Source organism: Erwinia sp. MYb375, from assembly GCF_037479175.1.
Taxonomy (GTDB): domain Bacteria; phylum Pseudomonadota; class Gammaproteobacteria; order Enterobacterales; family Enterobacteriaceae; genus Erwinia; species Erwinia rhapontici.
Genome location: NZ_JBBGZS010000019.1, coordinates 22,768 through 43,976 on the forward strand (window position 1 = coordinate 22,768; position 21,209 = coordinate 43,976).

General features: G+C 53.9%; 15 protein-coding genes and 5 tRNA genes. 1 reads left to right on the forward strand and 19 read right to left on the reverse strand.

All coding sequences use genetic code 11. The annotated features are described in order from the left end of the window. The first annotated feature begins 22 nt into the window (after nucleotides 1-22). A complete protein-coding gene (locus tag WH279_RS10915; protein WP_200643243.1) occupies nucleotides 23-1,312 on the forward strand; it encodes an HlyC/CorC family transporter in 1,290 nt (429 codons plus the stop codon). 47 nt (nucleotides 1,313-1,359) lie between these two features. Here WH279_RS10915 and luxS read toward each other — a convergent pair whose 3' ends face one another. From luxS to WH279_RS11010, 19 genes are all read right to left on the reverse strand, one after another. After that, entirely contained in the window at nucleotides 1,360-1,875 is a 516-nt protein-coding gene (gene luxS, locus WH279_RS10920) for an S-ribosylhomocysteine lyase (protein WP_133845991.1), read from the reverse strand. Nucleotides 1,876-2,043: 168 nt separating this feature from the next. Next, nucleotides 2,044-3,645, reverse strand: coding sequence for a glutamate--cysteine ligase (gene gshA / locus WH279_RS10925; protein ID WP_339456531.1), 1,602 nt, complete (start codon nucleotides 3,643-3,645; stop codon nucleotides 2,044-2,046). A gap of 31 nt (nucleotides 3,646-3,676) precedes the next feature. Further along, nucleotides 3,677-4,105 (reverse strand): YqaA family protein, encoded by a 429-nt coding sequence (locus tag WH279_RS10930; protein ID WP_339456533.1) that lies wholly within the window; start codon nucleotides 4,103-4,105, stop codon nucleotides 3,677-3,679. After that, nucleotides 4,102-4,668 carry a fructose-1-phosphate/6-phosphogluconate phosphatase gene (gene yqaB, locus WH279_RS10935; protein WP_133845993.1) on the reverse strand — a complete coding sequence of 189 codons (567 nt, stop codon included), beginning with the start codon at nucleotides 4,666-4,668 and terminating at the stop codon, nucleotides 4,102-4,104. The genes WH279_RS10930 and yqaB overlap by 4 nt, the downstream gene beginning before the upstream one ends. 374 nt (nucleotides 4,669-5,042) lie before the next feature. Next, a tRNA-Arg gene (locus WH279_RS10940) sits at nucleotides 5,043-5,119 on the reverse strand. A gap of 194 nt (nucleotides 5,120-5,313) precedes the next feature. Further along, nucleotides 5,314-5,390 (reverse strand) — tRNA-Arg (locus tag WH279_RS10945). 86 nt (nucleotides 5,391-5,476) lie between these two features. Next, nucleotides 5,477-5,553, reverse strand: a tRNA-Arg gene (locus tag WH279_RS10950). 112 nt (nucleotides 5,554-5,665) lie between these two features. Beyond that, nucleotides 5,666-5,742: transfer RNA gene (locus WH279_RS10955), tRNA-Arg, on the reverse strand. A gap of 4 nt (nucleotides 5,743-5,746) precedes the next feature. Further along, nucleotides 5,747-5,839, reverse strand: a tRNA-Ser gene (locus WH279_RS10960). A 425-nt stretch (nucleotides 5,840-6,264) separates the two neighbouring features. Then, a complete protein-coding gene (csrA, locus tag WH279_RS10965) occupies nucleotides 6,265-6,450 on the reverse strand; it encodes a carbon storage regulator CsrA (protein ID WP_004155916.1) in 186 nt (61 codons plus the stop codon). A 247-nt stretch (nucleotides 6,451-6,697) separates the two neighbouring features. Further along, complete coding sequence (alaS, locus tag WH279_RS10970) at nucleotides 6,698-9,328, reverse strand: alanine--tRNA ligase (protein ID WP_339456536.1); 2,631 nt, start codon at nucleotides 9,326-9,328, stop codon at nucleotides 6,698-6,700. Between the two features lie 137 nt (nucleotides 9,329-9,465). Further along, a complete protein-coding gene (locus tag WH279_RS10975; RefSeq protein ID WP_200643239.1) occupies nucleotides 9,466-10,008 on the reverse strand; it encodes a regulatory protein RecX in 543 nt (180 codons plus the stop codon). 210 nt (nucleotides 10,009-10,218) lie between these two features. Continuing rightward, nucleotides 10,219-11,280, reverse strand: coding sequence for a recombinase RecA (gene recA / locus WH279_RS10980; RefSeq protein WP_133845996.1), 1,062 nt, complete (start codon nucleotides 11,278-11,280; stop codon nucleotides 10,219-10,221). Nucleotides 11,281-11,374: 94 nt separating this feature from the next. Beyond that, nucleotides 11,375-11,869: a nicotinamide-nucleotide amidase gene (gene pncC, locus WH279_RS10985; protein ID WP_339456539.1), complete on the reverse strand. Its 495-nt coding sequence runs from the start codon at nucleotides 11,867-11,869 to the stop codon at nucleotides 11,375-11,377. Nucleotides 11,870-11,973: 104 nt separating this feature from the next. Then, a complete protein-coding gene (gene tam / locus WH279_RS10990; RefSeq protein WP_339456541.1) occupies nucleotides 11,974-12,747 on the reverse strand; it encodes a trans-aconitate 2-methyltransferase in 774 nt (257 codons plus the stop codon). A gap of 97 nt (nucleotides 12,748-12,844) precedes the next feature. Beyond that, complete coding sequence (gene mltB, locus WH279_RS10995; RefSeq protein WP_133845999.1) at nucleotides 12,845-13,924, reverse strand: lytic murein transglycosylase B; 1,080 nt, start codon at nucleotides 13,922-13,924, stop codon at nucleotides 12,845-12,847. 141 nt (nucleotides 13,925-14,065) lie between these two features. After that, on the reverse strand, nucleotides 14,066-15,733 hold the full coding sequence (locus WH279_RS11000) for an ABC transporter ATP-binding protein/permease (RefSeq protein WP_339456543.1): 1,668 nt from the start codon (nucleotides 15,731-15,733) through the stop codon (nucleotides 14,066-14,068). Continuing rightward, complete coding sequence (locus WH279_RS11005; protein ID WP_339456545.1) at nucleotides 15,730-18,492, reverse strand: M16 family metallopeptidase; 2,763 nt, start codon at nucleotides 18,490-18,492, stop codon at nucleotides 15,730-15,732. Before WH279_RS11005 ends, WH279_RS11000 begins: the two co-directional genes overlap by 4 nt. A gap of 88 nt (nucleotides 18,493-18,580) precedes the next feature. Continuing rightward, complete coding sequence (locus WH279_RS11010; RefSeq protein ID WP_339456547.1) at nucleotides 18,581-21,166, reverse strand: TonB-dependent receptor plug domain-containing protein; 2,586 nt, start codon at nucleotides 21,164-21,166, stop codon at nucleotides 18,581-18,583. Between the last annotated feature and the right edge of the window lie 43 nt (nucleotides 21,167-21,209).

The window sequence follows — 21,209 nt, forward strand, 5'->3', positions numbered from 1 at the left end:
TTGACCACCACAAGGATTTCCCTTGGAACACGTTTCAACCACGTCCCTGATCATTACGCTGGTTATTATGATTTTGGTGTCGGCGTACTTTTCCGGTTCCGAAACCGGCATGATGACGCTCAACCGCTACAAACTGCGTCATCAGGCTAAAAATGGTGACCGTGCCGCACGTCGTGTCGAAAAGTTACTGCGTCGTCCTGACCGACTGATCAGCCTGGTGCTGATCGGCAATAACCTGGTCAATATTCTGGCCTCTGCGCTGGGAACCATTGTCGGCATGCGTTTGTATGGCGATGCCGGTGTGGCGATTGCTACCGGTATTCTGACCTTTCTTGTGTTGGTCTTTGCTGAAATATTGCCAAAAACCATCGCAGCGCTCTACCCGGAGAAAGTCGCTTTCCCCAGCAGCGTGCTACTCGGCCCATTGCAGATTATTATGATGCCGCTGGTATGGCTGCTGAACACCATTACCCGCATGCTGATGCGTCTGGTGGGAATGAAGAGCGATGGCGCAATCAGCGCGGCTCTGAGCAAAGACGAACTGCGTACCATCGTTTACGAGTCGCGTTCACTGATGTCACGCCGCAATCAGGATATGCTGCTGTCCGTCCTCGATCTTGAAAAAGTGAATGTCGATGACATCATGGTGCCGCGTAACGAAATTGTCGGTATCAATATTAACGACGACTGGAAATCGATCGTACGCCAGCTGACTCACTCACCCCACGGCCGTATCGTCCTGTATCGCGACACCCTCGACAATGCCATGAGCATGCTGCGTGTGCGCGAAGCTTATCGTCTGATGACCGAGAAGAAAGAGTTCACCAAAGAGGTGATGCTGCGCGCCGCGGATGAAATTTACTATGTGCCGGAAGGAACGCCGCTCAACGTACAGCTGGTAAAGTTCCAGCGGAATAAGAAGAAGGTCGGGCTGGTCGTCGATGAGTACGGCGATATCAAGGGTCTGGTGACCATCGAAGATATTCTGGAAGAGATTGTCGGCGACTTCACCACGTCCATGTCCCCGACGCTGGCCGAAGAAGTAGTACCACAGAATGATGGTTCGGTATTGATTGAGGGCAGTGCAAACATACGCGAGCTCAATAAAGCCTTTAACTGGACACTGCCGGAAGTCGAAGCCCGCACCGTTAACGGCATGATCCTTGAGGCATTGCAGGATATTCCGCTCGCCAATACCACGGTACAAATTGGCCATTATGCCGTCGACATTCTGGACGTGCAGGACAATATGATTAAACAGGTACGGATTACACCGCAAACGTCGCTAAAGGAGTCGGTGGGATCGTCGTAGGGGTCAGGCATGCCTGACCCAGGCGAAGCATGCTTCGCCCCTACGATTTAGATATGCAGTTCTTTCAGTTTTTCTTTCGGCAGCGCCAGTTCATCGTTACGGTTAACGCGAATGTCGTTGTCGAGGATGTTACGCGCGATGTCCTGCGCTTCATCCAGTGAGTGCATTTCACAGGTCCCGCACTGATAAATATTCAGTTCAGGGATATCACTCTGGTTTTTCACTTTCAGCACATCAGCCATCGCGGCTTTCCATGCTTTTGCTACACGCTGCTCGTCCGGCGTGCCAATCAGGCTCATGTAGAAGCCCGTACGGCAACCCATTGGCGAAATATCAATGATTTCCACACCGTCACCGTTCAGGTGATCGCGCATGAAGCCGGCAAAAAGGTGCTCCAGCGTGTGGATACCGCGTTCGGTCAAAATCTCGATATTCGGTCGGCAGAAACGCAGATCGAAAACCGTGATGGTGTCGCCAGCAGGCGTGTTCATGGTTTTAGCTACGCGTACAGCAGGAGCGGCCATGATGGTGTGATCGACGGTAAAGCTATCCAGCAATGGCATACTTGTTACCTCAACAAATGAATTTATTTTTGAACTGATGAAACTTTCTCGAACGCTGCGCGTCTGAATATATGAAAGACGCGCATTTGTTATCATCCATCTCATCCCTGACAACAACAGAGATGCGAATTTTGGCCACAGTTATGTGGCCTTTTTCTTTTGTATCGCTTAGCTCTTACCTTTCAAAAAGGTTTCAAGGTCAAGCGTATCACTTTCTTCAATGTCCTGCTGACTATCCTGCGAGCGTTGCGCTTCATCGCTAAACTGCTGTTCGCTCAGCACTTCCAGTGACTCTTCGCTTAGCTGAGCACGATACTGCTCGGCCAGGGCCAGCCCGGCACCCGCGATACCGTTCTCTTTTAATATGTCCAGGAATTGCGCGGAATAGGTCAGGTCAGGATCGTCGAATGATGCCACCAGTCGGTCACAAACTTCCTGGTAATGATGTTCGTCACTCTGACTGTCGAGCGTTTCCGCCACGCGACGGAGATCGCTGAACAATGCCTTGCCCACATCAACCAGCAAATGCTGCGACTCTTCGCATCCCATGCTGATCGTCTGACCGGGTTTGCGCCCTTCAAGGATCACTCGATTCCAGTTTTTACGTGTGCAGGCAAGCTCAGCACTGTTCATCTCAGGCGCATCGGCCAGCGTACACCAGACCAGGAACAAGTCGAGGAACCGCACCTGGTTCGCATCCACACCAATCGGTGAGAAGGGATTAATGTCCAGTGAGCGGACTTCGATATATTCAATCCCCCCACGCTGCAGTGCATCCGAAGGTGCCTCGCCAGAACGTGTCACACGCTTTGGTCGGATCGGCGCGTACAGCTCGTTTTCAATCTGCAATACGTTGGTATTCAGCTGTAACCAGTCACCGTTTTCATCTTTCACCCCCATCGCAGCAAACTCTTCCGACGGTGTTTTAATCGCCGCTTTCAGACCAGTTATGTAGTCCGGAAGATTGTTGAAGGTGATGCCAAGATTACTCTGGGATTTATTGGTATAGCCCAAATCGCTCAGACGCAGTGAGGTCGCATACGGCAGTGACAGCATTCCCTTATCACTGCGATCAAACGGCAGTGCGCTCTCCTTGCCTTGCAGGAATGAGGAACAGATCGCCGGTGAAGCACCGAACAGATAAGGGATCACCCAGCCAAAGCGATAATAGTTACGGATAAGGCGCAGATAGCCATCAGAGATAGCCTCTTTTCCGCTTTCAGCATCCTTCACCCCAGCCCACTCCTGCCAGAAGGAGAGCGGCAGTGAGAAGTTATAATGCACGCCAGAGATAATCTGCATAAGCGCACCGTAACGGTTTTTGAGACCCTGGCGATACAGTGTTTTCATCTGGCCAATATTCGAACGACCATACTGCGCCAGCTCGATATCCTGATCGGGAGCGATCATGCATGGCATGCTCATCGGCCACATACGTTCTTCGCCTAACTCACGGGCGACATGGCGATGGATATCCCGCAAGAATGCCAGCAGATGATCAATATCCTGATGGACCGGCGTGATAAATTCTAATAATGCTTCGGCAAAGTCAGTGGTAATCCACTTATGTGTTAAAGCTGAACCAAGAGAAGCTGGGTGTCCGGTAGTGGCAAGATGGCCATCCGGCCTGACGCGCAGCGTTTCGCGCTCAATGCCGCGACCAATACCTTTAAGTGCGTCAGGATGAGCTTCCAGCCAGGAAAGCGCCTGTGATACGTCCGGGATCAAATTGACCTCCCGCTCAGAGAAAAATTTATTATTGTTCAGCATAATGTTAACCGTAGCGCCGCCTTAAAGCGAATCAATGCCACCATTCCATGCCCTGTAGTGTTGCGGCTGCCAGCACCAGATAACGCAGGGTCTTACCGATAGCGAGACATATCACCATCGGCAGCCAGGCGAAACGTAGCCAGCCAGCAAGAACGCATAGCAGATCACCAATCACTGGTAACCAGCTAAAAAGCAGCGCAGCAGGCCCCATTCGGTGCAGCCACGCCGTTGCTGTGTTGTGCCATCGCCCCTGACTTTTTAATGGAAGCAGGCGACCAATAACGATGTTGGTTAAACCACCCAGAGTATTTCCCAGTGCGGCAATCAGGATCAATGCCGTGACAGAAACCTTCCCCGCCAGCAGTAACCCCACCAGTAACGCTTCAGAACTCCCCGGCAATAACGTGGCGCTCAAAAAGCTACTGGCAAACATCGAACCGTAAGCTAACCATTCACTCACAGCAGACGGACATCCACCGCATCCATACCTGCCGCACGTGCCGCCTGTATACCAAAATCAGCGTCTTCAAACACCACACAGCGTGCAGCGGGTACGCCGATCAATTCAGCGCAACGCAGAAATGTATCAGGTTCTGGCTTATGGCGTTTAACATCATCTGCTCCGACAATGGCATCAAAGTGATTCAGTAGCCCCAGATGCTGTAACAGCCCCACCGCCATTGCATGCTCACTGCCAGTGCCTACCGCCATCGGGCGGCGCCCTTTATAGGCCTTCACCACATCAATGAGCGGTAATGGCTGTACGCTGTCGAACAGCATCGTTTTCAGTAATGCCGTCTTTTCTTCGGCCAACCGGTAAGGATCAAGATCGCTTTGCTGGCTGGCAATGATCACCTGCGCAATGTGCCAGGTTGGCGAACCGTTCAGGCCAATGATGGCCGTTTCATCGAAGGTCATGCCATATTGCCCCAGCACCTGATGCCAGGCTTTACGGTGTGTTGGCTCGGTATCGAGGATGGTGCCATCCATATCGAATATCAGGCCGTCATAAGCATCGTACATTCTCGCATCCATTCTGATAACGGAACGATTACTTTAGCGTAAAAGCACCCTCGTTGTCGCTGTTGGCATGGATCAGCAAATGCTTTGAAAAATATAGGGATTTTGATTATCAGATAAATGCGTGAGATAAAGCGCAGGTTAATTTGAGTTAAGTGAGTAATTCGTAAGAAGGATTTTCAGAAAAGTGCAGAAAGGGGTAATGGTGTTAACCGTACAAAGGGGCTTTTAATCTTGTAAAAGATGGTGCATCCAGGAGGATGATTCGGCTTCGCCTTACCCTGACGGGCCGTCGCAAGCGACGTTATCCTCCTTTGTGCTGGCGTTCACTGCTCTACAACATGCCAGTACAGAGGTGCTTCTAATCCTGCAAAATATGGTGCATCCAGGAGGATTCGAACCTCCGACCGCTCGGTTCGTAGCCGAGTACTCTATCCAGCTGAGCTATGGATGCATTGGTAAAACGTATGACACTGTGTTGTGAAGAATAGGGTACTTCCCATTCTTACAAAATAGGGTGCATCCAGGAGGATGATTCGGCTTCGCCTCACCCTGACGGGCCGTCGCAAGCGACGTTATCCTCCTTTGTGCTGGCGTTCACTGCTCTACAACATGCCAGTACAGAGGTGCTTCTAATCCTACAAAATATGGTGCATCCAGGAGGATTCGAACCTCCGACCGCTCGGTTCGTAGCCGAGTACTCTATCCAGCTGAGCTATGGATGCATTGGTAAAGCTATGCAGTGGTTTACTCTGCAAGGGTAACGCTATTGGGGGAGGTAAAGCGACAAACCTGAGGAGATACTGAAAAATGGTGCATCCAGGAGGATTCGAACCTCCGACCGCTCGGTTCGTAGCCGAGTACTCTATCCAGCTGAGCTATGGATGCATTTTAATTCTTGTATAACGCAGGGTGCTGACTACTCACCGTGACGCAGGGCTGCTAACGCTGCGTCGGTACTACCCAAAATTAAAGCCGCACTAAGCAGCTTTAAAGAAGATGGTGCATCCAGGAGGATTCGAACCTCCGACCGCTCGGTTCGTAGCCGAGTACTCTATCCAGCTGAGCTATGGATGCAAAATGGCGGTGAGGCGGGGATTCGAACCCCGGATGCAGCTTTTGACCGCATACTCCCTTAGCAGGGGAGCGCCTTCAGCCTCTCGGCCACCTCACCACTAGCACTCTTTCGAGTTGTGCTTCAGAACGTTGTATCTGCTCATCGGCACTGCGTGGCGCACATATTACTTTCTGGGCGTTGTAAGTCAAACAATTTCTCCCCCTTTTTTCATCACTCGCGTCTGATTGCACAAAAGCCACGCAAGTCGACCACTTTGACGACAAAAAGAGTGATTTATCAACAAAGAATACCGCGAATTTCAGGTGAAACAACGACGACGAAAATGAGCACAGCAGAAAAATTCTGGCAAAAGAATGACGCAAATGGGGGGTAAATGGGGAAAAAGCTAACAGGAGATAGATAAAGGGGGGCGAAAACCGGTAGCGGGGGGGGGGGGGGGGGGGGGGGGGGGCCCCCCCCCCCCCCCCCCCCCCCCCCAAAACCGGTAGCGCCTCGCTACTGGGAGCGAGGCGCTGGATCCGTTAGTAACTTGTTTGCTGAGTCTTTTCGGCCTGGATGCGCTGATAGATCTCTTCACGATGCACCGAAACTTCTTTAGGGGCGTTCACACCAATACGTACCTGGTTACCTTTGACTCCCAGCACAGTTACAGTCACCTCATCACCGATCATGAGGGTTTCACCAACTCGACGAGTTAGAATAAGCATTCTTTGCTCCTTGAAAGATTAAAAGAGTCGGGTTACGTGCTTCCCGGCATTATCCATCGTACAACGCTAAATGTAGATTATGACAAATACACCAATTGCGCACCTGTCTGCCAATACATTCTGCTGATACTTAGTTTAGCCGAAAACCAGATCATCAACCTGACTTTATGATTACAGGGGCGTATCGCTTGAACAAACGCCCATCCCAGAGGGCCTGAGCGCTTCTCCACGATACATTTTTATAGTGTTACAGTTTTGCAGCCACCCATGCCTCAACGTCAGCCAGAGCCGCAGGCAGCGCCTGCGCATCTGTACCGCCGGCCTGAGCCATATCCGGTCGACCGCCACCCTTACCGCCGACCCGCTGGGCCAATTCGCCCACCAGTTCGCCCGCTTTTACGCGATCGGTCAGGTCTTTAGTCACCCCGGCAATCAGGGATACTTTGCCATCAGCGACGGTTGCCAGCACGATAACCGCAGAGCCAAGCTGGTTTTTCAGGTCATCGACCATCGTACGCAGCATCTTAGGCTCGACGTTGCTCAGTTCGCTGACCAGCAGCCTGGTGCCCTTCAACGCAATAGCTTTACTGCTCAGTGACGCGCTTTCTTGCGCAGCTTGTTGATCTTTCAACTGCTGCAACTCTTTTTCCAGCCCGCGCGCATGGTCAATCAGCGCACGAACTTTTTCGTTCAGATTACTGTTATTGGCTTTCACCAGATGAGCAATATCAAGCAACTGCTCATTCTGGCTGTAAACCTGCGCCAGCGCGCCTTCACCGGTCACCGCTTCAATACGGCGTACGCCTGCGGCAGTGCCCGACTCTGACGTAATACGGAACAGACCGATATCACCGGTACGGCTGGCGTGAACACCACCACACAGCTCGGTAGAGAAGTCGCCCATGCCAACCACGCGCACATGATCATCATACTTCTCACCAAACAACGCCATCGCACCGTGTGCTTTCGCCGCTTCCAGTTCCATGATGTTGGTATCAATCGGCAGGTTACGACGGATCTGGGCGTTGACGATCTCTTCGACCTGACGAATTTCAACCGGCTTCATCGCTTCGAAATGCGAGAAGTCAAAACGCAGGTACTTATCGTTAACCAGAGAGCCTTTCTGCGCGACATGGTCGCCCAGAACCTGGCGCAACGCAGCATGCAGCAGGTGCGTTGCCGAGTGGTTAAGGCGAATGCGTGCACGACGAGCTTCATTGACCTGAGCCGCAAGGCGATCGCCTACACGCAGTTGGCCGGAAGCCAGTTTACCGATATGACCGATCGCTTGTGCGTATTTCTGTGTATCGTTAACCGTGAACGTGGCACCCTTTTCGCTTTTCAGCTCACCGGTATCGCCTACCTGACCACCGGATTCACCATAGAATGGTGTTTCGTCAAGAACGATCACCCCTTCCTGACCGGCACTGATTTCATCCGCTGCCTGTCCGTCAACGAAAATGGCAGTCACCGCCGCATTCAGCGCTAACTGCTCGTAGCCTTTAAAAGCTGACGCCTGCTCGATACGGATAACATTGTTGTAGTCCGTCCCGAAACCACTGCCACTGCGCGCACGTTGACGCTGCTGCTCCATCGCCTGTTCAAAGCCAGCTTCATCAATTTTCAGGTTACGCTCACGGCACACATCGGCAGTGAGGTCAGCCGGGAAACCGAAGGTGTCGTACAGACGGAAGACCGTTTCACCGTCCAGCGTATCGCCCTCCAGGTTTTCCAGTTCTTCATCCAGTAAAGCGAGACCGCGTTCCAGCGTTTTCGCAAACTGCTCTTCTTCCGTTTTAAGGATTTTTTCAACCAGCGACTGATGATTTTTCAACTCTTCGCCAGCCGCACCCATCACGGCGATCAGCGGAGCCACCAGCTTGTAGAAGAATGTCCCTTCTGCACCCAGCATATTGCCATGACGCACTGCGCGACGAATGATACGACGCAGCACATAACCCCGGTTTTCACTGGACGGGATGACGCCATCAGCGATCAGGAACGCACAGGAACGAATGTGGTCAGCGATCACGCGCAGGGATTTATTCCCCAGATCGGTGGCTCCGGTCTCTTGTGCAACTGATTGGATCAACTGTGCAAACAGGTCGATTTCATAGTTTGAGTTCACATGTTGCAGGACCGCGCTGATACGTTCCAGGCCCATGCCGGTATCCACTGAAGGTTTCGGCAGTGGCAGCATCGTGCCGTCAGACTGACGGTTGAACTGCATAAAGACGATGTTCCAGATCTCAATGTAACGATCGCCATCTTCTTCCGGGCTACCCGGAGGGCCACCCCAGATGTGATCGCCGTGGTCGAAGAAGATCTCAGAGCACGGGCCGCATGGACCGGTATCGCCCATTTGCCAGAAGTTATCAGAGGCGTAGGCGCCACCTTTGTTGTCACCGATACGGATAATACGCTCACGCGGTACACCGATCTCGTTTTCCCAGATGCCGTAAGCTTCGTCATCGGTTTCGTATACGGTCACCCACAGTTTCTCTTTAGGCAGACCGAACCACTCGGGGCTGGTCAGCAACTCCCATGCAAAGGCAATCGCTTCTTTTTTGAAGTAATCACCAAAGCTGAAGTTACCCAACATTTCGAAGAAAGTGTGGTGACGGGCGGTGTAACCTACGTTTTCAAGGTCGTTGTGTTTACCACCGGCACGCACGCAGCGCTGCGAGGTCGTCGCCCGGGAGTAGTTGCGCTTATCCTGACCAAGGAAAACGTCTTTAAACTGGTTCATCCCGGCGTTAGTGAATAACAGCGTCGGGTCATTGTTCGGGACGAGGGAGCTACTGGCTACAACCTGATGTCCCTTGCTCTGGAAAAAGTCGAGAAACGCTTGACGAATCTCCGCAGTGCTCTTGCTCATATTTGTCCTGGAATCACGCTAACGAACGTTTCGTGGGTCTTGCTACGCCGGTATTGCTTTCGCCAGCGACGACACACGAACAAAAAGTGGTGAATAAGATAAATTTTCTTCAGGGGGAAGTAAAATCCCATCGACGGTCAATGATCAAAATTCTCGAAAATTGACCGGATATCTTCCATAAAGAAGCCTTTAGCCATCAGATAACGCTGCACTTTCGCTTTTTCCTTCCATTCAGATGGCAGGGGCAGACCAAACTTACGTTCAGCCAGCATAAAAGCCTGTGCTTGCCAGTCAATTTCTGCGGCAAACAGCGTCTCATCGATCAGCGTTTTATCGATACCCTTCTGCCCCAACTCCATACGAATGCGTTGCGGCCCGTAACCTTTACGGCTTCGCCCTGCCACATAACGCTCAGCGAAGCGGGGATCATCCAGCCAGTTGTGCTGGTAGCACCATTCGACAACACGGTCGATCTCTTCCGGGGCCAGCGGCTCTGGGGATGTTTCTTGTTTAGCGCCCTGCTGTTTCTCGCCCTGTTGTTTAGCGAATTGGGCAGCGCGCTCGCTTGAAATAACCAGCTTGCGGCGAAACTCTGCTTCACTGTGATCGCGCATTGCGAGAATACGCATTGCCCGCTCCAGCAGTTTCGCGTGCCGGGTTCGTTCAGTGGTCTCTGACATAATGCCCCACACAGCGTTGAGTCAATGTAACAGGTGATCAAGGGTAACGTCTGATGGCAGTGCTTGCGAGGAAAATGCGCAGAAAGAGGAGGATAAGTCGCGGGTTTATACGTTTCGGGTGGAGCCAGTCGTTACACAATGAAAAAAGGGAACCACTTTTGCGGTTCCCTTCTGGTACAGCGGGTCGAATCTCATCGCCCCTACCGATAATCAGAGGTCTTCGTTGACTTCGTTTTCTGCTTCATGCGGTGCAGGAACAAAATCAGGCTTGGCATCCGGATTGTTCAGCAGCATTTCACGCAGCTTCGCTTCGATTTCGTTAGCAATAGCCGGGTTTTCTTTCAGGAAGTTACCCGAGTTAGCCTTACCCTGACCAATTTTATCACCGTTGTAGCTGTACCAGGCACCCGCTTTTTCGATCAGCTTGTGCTTCACGCCCAGGTCAACCAGCTCACCAAAGACGTTGATACCTTCGCCGTACAAGATCTGGAATTCAGCCTGCTTGAATGGCGCAGCGATTTTGTTTTTCACCACTTTAACGCGGGTTTCACTGCCCACCACTTCATCGCCCTCTTTGATCGCGCCGATGCGGCGAATATCCAGACGGACAGAAGCGTAGAATTTAAGAGCGTTGCCGCCGGTGGTGGTTTCCGGGTTACCGAACATGACACCAATTTTCATACGGATCTGGTTGATGAAGATCAGCAGCGTACCCGAGTTTTTCAGGTTACCGGCCAGCTTACGCATCGCCTGGCTCATCATACGTGCCGCAAGGCCCATGTGAGAGTCGCCGATTTCCCCTTCAATTTCCGCTTTCGGCGTCAGTGCCGCCACGGAATCGACAATGATGACGTCAACCGCGCCAGAACGTGCCAGCGCATCACAGATTTCCAACGCCTGCTCACCAGTATCCGGCTGTGAACACAGCAGGTTGTCGATATCTACGCCCAATTTTTTGGCGTAAACCGGGTCCAGTGCGTGCTCGGCATCGATAAACGCACAGGTTTTACCTTTGCGCTGTGCCGAAGCAATCACCTGCAGGGTCAGCGTCGTTTTACCGGAAGACTCTGGACCATAAATTTCGACGATACGGCCCATCGGCAGGCCGCCGGCCCCCAGCGCGATATCCAGTGATAAAGAACCGGTTGAGATGGTTTCCACATCCATAGTGCGGTCTTCACCCAGGCGCATGATGGAGCCTTTACCAAATTGCTTTTCAATCTGGCCCAGCGCTGCTGCCAGTGCTTTCTGCTTGTTTTCGTCGATAGCCATTTTTACTCCTAATCATGCGGGTAAAGCACACGTAGATGCTGCTTCGTCTCTAAAATATGCGCTGATTATACTGTATGGTCATACAGTATCAAGTTTAATTTTTGAGAAAATGATCGTGCAAGGTCTGGAGCGCCCAGGCTGTTGCCTGGCGACGAACGGCCTCACGGTCACCGCTAAAGCGCTGCACCAGCGTCAGCACTTCACCGCTGGCAGAAGCGAAGCCAAACCAGACGGTCCCCACGGGTTTTTCGTCACTGCCGCCATCCGGCCCGGCGACCCCGCTGACCGAGATAGCGTACTGCGCCCCGGCTTCACGCAACGCGCCCTGCGCCATTTCCTGCACAACCTGCTCACTGACCGCGCCGAACTGCGTCAGCGAGGCTTCCGTCACACCGATCATCTGTTGCTTGGCGTCATTACTGTAGGTCACAAAGCCGCGCTGGAACCAGGCTGAGCTGCCCGCAACATCCGTCAGCACTTTGGCAATCCAGCCCCCGGTGCAGGACTCAGCCGTGGTCACACTGGCATGACGTGCCAGCAAACGCTCGCCAACACGGGTACTCAATTGGATTAATTCGTTATCGGTCATCGTGCTCTCTGCTCCCTGATAATGAAGAGCCAGAGAGTAGCACTTTTCCCGGGTTCACGCGGCGTCGAAACCCGTTTTTTACGGCGCGGCTTCCAGGCTTTCTATCAGACTTTCTGCGCCACCAGAAACAAACGCGGAAAGGCCAGCAGCAGATTGCCGTCCTGCCGGGGTGGATACGCGCGGGCGATCTCAGCATGGTAGTCTGCCAGCCATAACGCCTGCTCCGCGTCGTCCAGCGCGGCGAGATACGGACGTAATCCGGTTGCACGCAGCCAGTCGATAATCGCCTGTGGCGACGGCATCACGTGATAGTAAGTGGTGCGCCAGAGATCAACACGGCAACCGGCTGTGGTCAGCAGATCATAATAGTCATCGGTCGACAGCAGGCGTTTACGCGCCGCAGCCTGCGGGTCCGTTTTCGCCTGCCAGGCCGGACGTTCTGCCACATGACGCATCAGACGATGGCTTGGCTCGTCAAGATTATCCGGCATCTGTATGGCCAGTACCCCGCCAGGGGCAAGCTGAGTCACCAGATGAGGCAGCAACACCGGATGATCGGTCAGCCACTGAAGTGACGCATTGGCATAAATCACATCCTGCGGCGGCGTTGCCTGCCAGTGGCGAATATCCGCTAGCGTAAACTTACAGTCCGGCAGACGGCGTTGCGCCTGATCGAGCATCGCCTGTGAGCTGTCAAGGCCCGCCACCTGAGCCTCAGGCCAGTTCTGATGCAATAATTCAGTGCTGTTACCAGGGCCGCAGCCGAGGTCGGTGACATACGCGGGGGATAAGAGGGGAATACGGTTGAGGAGTTCCTGCGCCGGGCGCGTGCGTTCAGCTTCGAACTGACGATAAAGATCGGGGTTCCAGTCTTTCATTATTCCTCGCTCAGGGATGAAGTGGCAGTCAGGTCTACTGTAGACCTGGCTACCACTGCGATAAATAACAAAATTGCGTCAAAATACTAAGCCGTGTTTAGCGCGCCTGTTTCACCGCAAGCCCCAGTTGCCACACCGCCATCGCATAATGGTTGCTGTGGTTATAACGGGTAATGGCATAGAAGTTCGGCAAGCCGTACCAGTACTGGTAACGCGTCCCCATATCAAATTTCAACAGGCTGACCTGCTGGTTATTATCCAGAGGGATAACCGGTGACAGCCCGGCTTCTGCCAGCTTAGCCACGGTATAACGGGTTTTAAACCCGCTTTCCAGACCGGGCGCCTGACCATTGGCCTCGACGGCAACGGTACCGTTAGTCAGCCAGCCGTGCGCCTGGAAGTAGTGCGCCACGCTGCCAATCGCATCAACCGGGTCCCACAGGTTAATATGCCCGTCGCCGTTGAAGTCCACCGCGTACTGCTTAAATGCAGAAGGCATAAACTGCCCGTAGCCCATTGCACCAGCAAACGAGCCACGCAGATCAAGCGGGTCATCATCCTCTTCACGTGCCATCAGCAGGAAGGTTTCCAGCTCACCGCTGAAGTATTCAGCTCGGCGCGGGTAGTTAAAGGACAACGTTGCCAGAGCATCAAGAATACGTGTTTTCCCCATCACGCGGCCCCAACGGGTTTCCACGCCGATAATGCCAACAATGATTTCCGGTGGCACACCATAGGTCTGCTCTGCACGCTGCAACGCGTCCTGATACTGATTCCAGAATGCCACGCCGTTCTGCACGTTATCCGGGGTAATAAATTTGCTGCGATAACGCATCCACGCGCCGTTGGGCCCGGTAGGTCCCTGCGCCGTGGGGGTCGGTGCCTGACGATCCATCAGGCGGACAATCCAGTCGAGATTCTTCGCCTGGGCCAGCACGTTGTGCAGCTGCTCGCGTTCAAAACCGTGCTTACGCACCATTTTGTCGATAAATGCATTGGCAGCCTGGTTATTGGCAAAATCGCCACCCAATACGGCCCCGCTGTGGGAGGGTTCCAGCAGGAATCCACCGTTGCCTTTAAACGGATTGCCATGGGGTTCAGCCGGGGCCGTCTTCGGCTGGCTGCTACAGGCGGTGAGTAATGCGAGGACAGGGAGAAGCGAAACCAGATAACGCATTAGATATCCATATTGCCGTTTAATAGTGTCAGAAACAGATGGTAAAGCATTGATGAGGAGGAGTTAAGCGGATTTACCAAACCTGATAAGGGATGGGTGTGAAAATCTCCCCTGCCCGGGCAGGCAGAGGAGAAAAGAGGATCACGCCTGGCAGAAGACGCTGAGATCCTGGTGCTGCGAAAACAGGTCATCCAGCTCGTTCTGATGGGTGATCGCCACCACCGTTGTCCCCGGCAGTTCAGCACGGACAAGCATCAGCAGTTGACGGGCAGCCCCCTGATCGAGACTGCTGGTCGCCTCGTCCAGATACAGAGTATCCGGCCGGGCAATCAGCGCACGAGCAAACGCCAACCGCTGGCGTTCACCGCCGGAAAATACCCGATCCCAGTTCTGCTGCGCCGCCAGCTTGTCACGCCAGGCCGACAATCCGACCTTGTCCAGCACATCCCCCAGGAATGCGCTATCCAGCAACGGTGGCTGCGGATAGCAGAGAATCTCTGCCAGCGTCCCCTGCCCGAGATAGCTCTGTTGCGGCAGCAGCAAACTGCGCCCTTCCTGTGCCTGCCACTCTCCATCGTAATAAGGCCACAAGCCGTTCAGGGTACGCAACAGCGTGGACTTGCCCAATCCGCTGCGACCAGAGAGCTTGTTCCAGCTACCGGGTGCACACTGCAATACCACGTTACGCATCAGCAGCTGCCCCTGCGGCGTAGTAAAAGAGAGACCGCGGACGTTCAGTGCTGGCCCCGTCGGTGGCGGTGCCTGCTGCGTCTGATGCGCCTGGATTTCCATCCGGAACTGGGAAAGGCGTTGCATACTGGCCGACAACAGCGCCAGCTCATGGTACATACGAATAAACCAGCTCAGGCCACTATGTACCTGACCAAAGGCACTGCGGATTTGCATCAACCCGCCCAGCGTCACCGCTTTACTGAGAAACACAGGCAAAGCAGCAAACACCGGGACAATCAGGCTGATGCGCATATAACCCGTGGTAAATAAACCGAGGTTACGCTTTGCATTCATCAGTGAGCGCCAGTTCTGCACAATGGCTATAAAATTACGCGTCAGGTGGCGTTTTTCCTGCTGTTCACCAGCATACTGTGCAATCTGTTCAGCATGGTCATGCTTACGCAGCAGCGAGGCGCGGAAATCGGCTTCCGCCTTCTGTTTATGGTAGTTCAGACCGTGCAATTTTTTCCCGATCAGATGCGTCACCAGGCTGCCCACCAGCGTATAAATCAGCACCACCCACACCAGATAGCCTTTTATCACCCACTCGCGACCCAACAGCGTGAAATGCTGCACGCCGGAGAGCTGCCAGAGAATGATGACAAACGAGAACAGCTGCGCCACCACAATGAGGAAATTGACCGTCAGGCTGACGGTTTTATCGACAAACAGATCCACATCCTGCGCAATACGCTGATCGGGATTGTCGGTATTTCCGGTGAGCGACATACGATAGAACGCCCGCTTTGCCAGCCAGCGGTCCACCAGCTCTGACGTCAGCGCAGTACGCCAGCGAATAATCAGTAGCTCAGTAAACCAATCCTGATAGACAAACACCCCGATATAAATCGCGATATAGACAAAGTAATCTTTGATCAACGACCAGAGCAGGCCGCTGTTATACGCCCCCAGCGCGTCATAAAAGCTTTTCGTCCAGCTATTAAACAGCACATTAAGCCAGACGATGGTGCCCCCCATCGCCACGATCACGGCAATCAGCAGCCAGCCCTGCCAGCTGCGGCGGTTGCCCCAGAAAGGGCGACACAGCGCCCAGAATTGTTCGGCAACGATCTTCACGGTTTACCCTGCTGCGGCAGAGAAATATGGAGCACCCGGTTATCGGCATTAAACAGGCGACCTGCAGCCTCACGCACGCCCGCCAGGGTAATGCTGTCGGCAAGCTGTGCCACGTCGCTCAGATAACGCGGATCGTCGAAGTGGCGATAGCTGAGTTCCAGGCGACGTTGTAGCGTGGTGATATCCTGCTTACGGGCATTTTCAGCACGAATGAAGAGGTGTTTTTGTTCATCCACCTGTTGCTGAGTGATCTGTTCTGGAGGCTGCACAAACACCCGTTCAGCACGCTGCCACAACTCCTGCGCCCGCTGCGGGGAACTGGTAAATGTCACTTCCGTTTCGATGCGCTGATGCAGGTCCGACAGCTCGCTGTTCATTTGCAGGCGATAAATCCCCAGCGCATCGTCACGCAGGCTGTTTTTGAGTGCCTGATTCGCCAGATTACGCGCAATACTCACCTGCACGGCGGCCTGTGGCGACCAGCTGACGGGCGTAAAGCTCCAGGCTTTGACCTCGGCGCGGGGTTCGATATTCACCGCCACCTGGGCATCAAAACGCCCTGTACGCGGCAACTCAGGTGCAGTAGCATTCATCGGTGTGCGTGGAATGGAAGCCAGATAACGCTCTGCCAGTGGCAATAGCTGTTCAGCAGGCATATCAGCCAGTAAATACCAGGTGACCGGGGCCGATGCCGTGATGTGCCACTGCTGCAATAATGAGGTGGACTCCAGTTGCTTTAACGCTTGTGCATCCGGTGCCTGCCATCCTGGCTGACCATAGCGCAACAGACGGATCTGCCGTGCACGGCTATCCTGTACCGTTTGTCTCTGCGTTGTTTGCTGACGGGCCAGACGCAGTATATTGTCTTTCATGATGCGGGTATCAATACCCGGTTCAACCTGCAGCGCATGGCTCAGCGCCAGCAGATTTTCCAGCTCACTCCGCGAACTCTGGCCGGAATACTGCAATGCTTCAGCCTGCTGAGAAACGGAAAGTGACAGCGATCGCTGTTGTTTCCACGCCTGTAGCTGCTCGCTCTGCCAGCCCTGTGGGCCACTTTGACCCACCAGCTGCGTCGCCAGCTGCGCCTGCCACGGGTTCAGCCCCTGTGAACGGAAACCGGCCACACTGCTGCCGGATAACCAGACCTTATCTCCTGCCAGCGGCGTACGCAGCCAGACCAGGCGATCGCCGTTGCTCAGCGTCCACTGCTCCACCTGCTGCGCGGGCCAGGTTTTCACCGCCGTACGTGCCCCCCGCGCCTTAACAGCGTTCAACACCATTACGGTCTGATCCACGCTGCGTTCTGGCGCTGCCAGCGGCGCCTTTTTCAACTGCTGCTCCTGGCGTAAAACAGCCTGAACCGTCGGCAGACTGAAAGGCGTCAGCCCGGGGACGCTGAACTGCACCAGACGATCTGGAATACTTAACCAGCGCTGAAACAGTGCATTCACCTGCTGATTATCAATGCTGTCTAACAGCGCCAGTGCCTGACGGCCGCGCTGCTGGCTGCCGGTATAAGGCTTGTCCTGTGCCCAGACGGTCGCAATCTGCTGCACCCAGTCGGCAAACTCGCGCTGCTCTTCTTTGCGCGCCATGCGCTGAGCGACATCGCGGATATCCTGCTTCACGGCCGCAATATCCACATCACTCAAGCCATAGCGCCGCATACGCTCCTGCTCACGCAGTAGCACCGTCAGCGCGGCGGCATGACCATCGGGCATCACATCGGCAAACAGGCCCAGCGCCTGGGTCGTTTTACCGATATCGGATTTGCGCACCACCAGACTGCTGACCTCCACCGGCAGATCAGACTTCTGACGGCGCATCTGACGGCTCCAGGCTGACAGCGCAATCTGGCTGGTCAGCCGCTCACGCAGCGTGGTTTGTCCGGGATTAAAACGCAGTACCAAAGACACCTGGCTGCTGCCGCTCTCGCTGTCCTGCAGACGTACCACTTTTAACTGCGGTTTCAGCGGCGGCTCATAATAATCGCGTGCCGGGACAGTGCCCGCAGGCAGCGCGGCGAAAGTCCGGTGTATTTCTGCAGCTACTTCGGCCGGTGCAAAATCACCGATAATCAGCAGGCGCATATTGCCAGGGTGATACCAGCGCTGGTAGAACTGCTGAAGGGTACTGGCAGGCGTGGTCCGAATCGAGGCTTCAGTGCCAATAGTTGGACGTTCCGGGTAGCGCGAACCGTGACGAATAGCCTGCACACGCTGCTGGTTCATCCGTGTTGCCACACCCAACTTGCCGCGCCACTCCTCCAGAATGATGCGACGTTCGTCGTTCAGATCGCGCTGCGTCAGGCGCGCATGGCCCACCATCTGACTCAACGCCTGAAAGGCGCTGTTCAGATCCTTTGCACCGCCCGGTGGGCTCATCATATACAGCGTACGTTCGTAGTTGGTCATCGCATTATAGTGTTGCGCCCGCACCCAGCCTTGCTGGTGCAACTGTGTTGCCACGCCCTGCGGGTAAGCCGCGCTGGCACGGAACACCATATGCTCCAGCATATGCGCCACGCCGGACTCATCGTCCTGCTCATCAATCGACCCCACGTCGACGCTCAGACGCACATCCACCCGCTGTTTCTGGCCACTGAGCGGCACCAGCGTATAACGCAGGCCGTTATCCAGAACGCCCTGAGTGATCTGCGGCAGCGGGCTGAGTGGCTCTGCCGCCCGCACGCTGCTGAAAGAAAAGAGCAGGCTGAGGAGTGCCACCAGCCCGCTGAATTGACGCCATTGCTTCATTGCATTTTTCCTGTGCCGGAGTACGCAAGCACGCACTCACGGTGTGCTGACAAACAGGGCAGACCGGATGACCTGCCCTGGTGAGGAGTTACCAGTTGTACGCCACGCCCAGCCAGAACTGCCGCCCGGTTTTGTAGGTCACCGTTTTGCTGTTGCCTGAAGCCGTGGTTTGTGAGGTTTCAATCACGTTATCCAGCACGTTGATCACGTCCAGCGTCAGATCCACGCTCTGATCTTTGTACAGCGGCTGGGTGTAGTTAAAGCGCCAGTCGTAAGTGAAGTAATTTTTGTATTTGGTTTTCTGGTATTCAGTGGCACTCCCCTCGTAGCTACCGCAGGCGCTGTTCGCATCCGGGCAACTGACTGTCACGGTGGTGTAACCGTTATAGCCAGCGGTATAGCCAAAATTCTGATTCCAGTTCAGGCGTAGCGCCGGGAAATAGGTGTTGAGGTTAACGAAGGCGTTCCACGGCGTGTTGAAGTCCAGCGCATCCATTTCGCTTCTTTCCATCAGGCGGCCATCAAAGATCACTTTCTTTTCATCATCCTCGCCACTGCCTGAATCGTAGTAAGCCTGGGCACTGGATTTATTTTTCACATAGCTGGCGCCGAGTGACCAGCTCAGGTCGGCCCAGGCAAAGTGGGTCGGGCTGATCGGTTCCGCGCTGAGGGAGAAAGTGCTGCCGCGGGTTTTAGCATTGTTATCCAGCACGTAGTAACGATCGCCTTCACTATTGGTGATCGTTTTACGGCCAAACTGGTCCTGCCCGCTGCGTCCGGTCCATTTCACCGTCAACAGCGTATCCGCCACGCGCTGAGAGACCCCAAGCGACAGCTCATCGCTGTACGGGGTTTTCAGATTGGAAATATCGTAATCAATCGACGCGGTGCGAACATCGCCGTCAGTCCAGGCGGCACCGGCATTAGAGCGGGTACGAATAGAGTAGGAGCTGATACCGGAGCGCAGCTTGTAGGCCAGCAGGTTCTGCCCGTAGTAGCGGTTGGCCCCACCGAATACGCGGGTGGTACGGTCACCGAACACGTCATAGGAGGCAGCAAAGCGCGGGGCCAGCGTCAGGTTTTTCAGGAAGTCGTCATACTGTGCACGCACACCCGGCGTCACTTCCAGGTTGCCGAAGTTCATACTGTCCTGCAGATAGACCGCATAGTTGGTGTAATTGCCTTCCACTTCGCGGGCAGGATAGAGCGTTACATTTTTATAATATTGTTCACCGTCGATGCAGAAATCATCCCCGGACTGGCAAACGGTATTCGCAGAAACAGTAACGGTGCCACGCGACAACGATACATCACGAAAGCGCTGGTAGCGGGCACTGTAAACATCGACCTGCCAGCCAAGATCAATTTGATGCTGTAATCCTGCCAGATTAAGCGGATTAAGTTCGTAGTCCTGTTTCAGCGTCGTGGTACGTTTCTCAGTCGCAAAGGAACCATAACCACCTATATAGGCACTCTGGAAATTCGCTCCCGGTGTACCGCTACTCCAGTTAATCGTATCAGATACAAAATTGGTTGCTCTGTTATAACGGCGCCAGGACTGATAGGTATCAGCGCCATGATCGATTTTATTCTGCTCAAACTGATAGCCCGCCAGGCTGGTCATTTTCCCCCAGTCAGCATTATGCTCCCATTCCATATTGGCACGGTAACCACCACCGGTATTGGTATAACCGCCGTTCTTCACATCCTTGCGATAATACTTCGACTCATGCGGAGAATACATACCAGTCAGGCGGAACATATCGCCGTTATCGGCCAGATAGCTCCCTTTCAGTAAATAAGTTTCGGCCAGGCGTTCCTGATCGTGCCACTCTTCGAGCCAGGTATGATAATTAGGGATCGTCGACTTCTGACGGTTATAGGCAAAGATAAACCCGGCCTTATCGCTTAGCGGCTGATTAGCGCTAAACGAGTAAAACTCTTTTTTAAACTTCGGCTGCTGCGTCAATTCGGTGGCCAGTTCAAAGGCTTCAGCATCGCTGGCGTCAATATGGTATCGCGTCCAGCTGTCGCGCGTGGTGCGGTACGAAATTTTTCCGGAGGCTTTTTCTAAATTGGGATCTTTTAAGCGTGCATCCACCACGCCGCCGGTAAAGTCGCCGTACTTGGCCGACACGTTGCTGTCGAACACTTCCAGCTGCTCCACCAGCTCAGAGTTAATCCAGAACGACTGCGTACCACCTGCAGGCAGGTCGGTGGGACTGTAACCGTCGGGCGAGTTGCTCAACTCACCGCCGTTCGCACCGGGATTGATGGTGTTATTATTCGATAACCCATCAATCATAAAGTTGTTGTTATAAAACTTCTCACCGTGGAATGAAACATTCTCCGGGGCCAGTTCGCCAGGGGTATTACTGCTGTCCGTGGTATTAGAGAAGCGCACATTGGGATTGTGCTTCAACAATTCGGTAATACTGCCGTTGGCGGTGGGAAACTGCTTAATCTGCTCTGCCGTCAGAATTTGCGTGCCCATCGACTGGCTGGTTGGCGTGGAGCGCACCAGAATCGTATCTTCTGTCTCTGTTGCGTCCTGTTCCTGCTGTGTCTCTTTTTTGCTGCTGGTTTGTTGTTGCGTCAGGCTATCGCCCTGCTGCGCCCAGGTGGCGGCAGGCAATAACGAAACGGCCATTATCAGGCCAAGTTTTTTATTCACGTCTTTCCCCAGAGATAAATAAACCCGTCATACCTCAAGCCTC

Excerpts from the sequence above, each read along its gene's own strand:
- luxS (WP_133845991.1), bottom strand. The coding sequence starts at position 1,875 with ATGCCATTGCTGGATAGCTTTACCGTCGATCACACCATCATGGCCGCT.
- csrA (WP_004155916.1), bottom strand. The coding sequence starts at position 6,450 with ATGCTTATTCTAACTCGTCGAGTTGGTGAAACCCTCATGATCGGTGAT.
- alaS (WP_339456536.1), bottom strand. The coding sequence starts at position 9,328 with ATGAGCAAGAGCACTGCGGAGATTCGTCAAGCGTTTCTCGACTTTTTC.
- recA (WP_133845996.1), bottom strand. The coding sequence starts at position 11,280 with ATGGCTATCGACGAAAACAAGCAGAAAGCACTGGCAGCAGCGCTGGGC.
- mltB (WP_133845999.1), bottom strand. The coding sequence starts at position 13,924 with ATGCGTTATCTGGTTTCGCTTCTCCCTGTCCTCGCATTACTCACCGCC.
- WH279_RS11005 (WP_339456545.1), bottom strand. The coding sequence starts at position 18,492 with ATGAAGCAATGGCGTCAATTCAGCGGGCTGGTGGCACTCCTCAGCCTG.
- pncC (WP_339456539.1), bottom strand. The coding sequence starts at position 11,869 with ATGACCGATAACGAATTAATCCAATTGAGTACCCGTGTTGGCGAGCGT.
- WH279_RS10975 (WP_200643239.1), bottom strand. The coding sequence starts at position 10,008 with ATGTCAGAGACCACTGAACGAACCCGGCACGCGAAACTGCTGGAGCGG.
- yqaB (WP_133845993.1), bottom strand. The coding sequence starts at position 4,668 with ATGTACGATGCTTATGACGGCCTGATATTCGATATGGATGGCACCATC.
- gshA (WP_339456531.1), bottom strand. The coding sequence starts at position 3,645 with ATGCTGAACAATAATAAATTTTTCTCTGAGCGGGAGGTCAATTTGATC.
- tam (WP_339456541.1), bottom strand. The coding sequence starts at position 12,747 with ATGAAAGACTGGAACCCCGATCTTTATCGTCAGTTCGAAGCTGAACGC.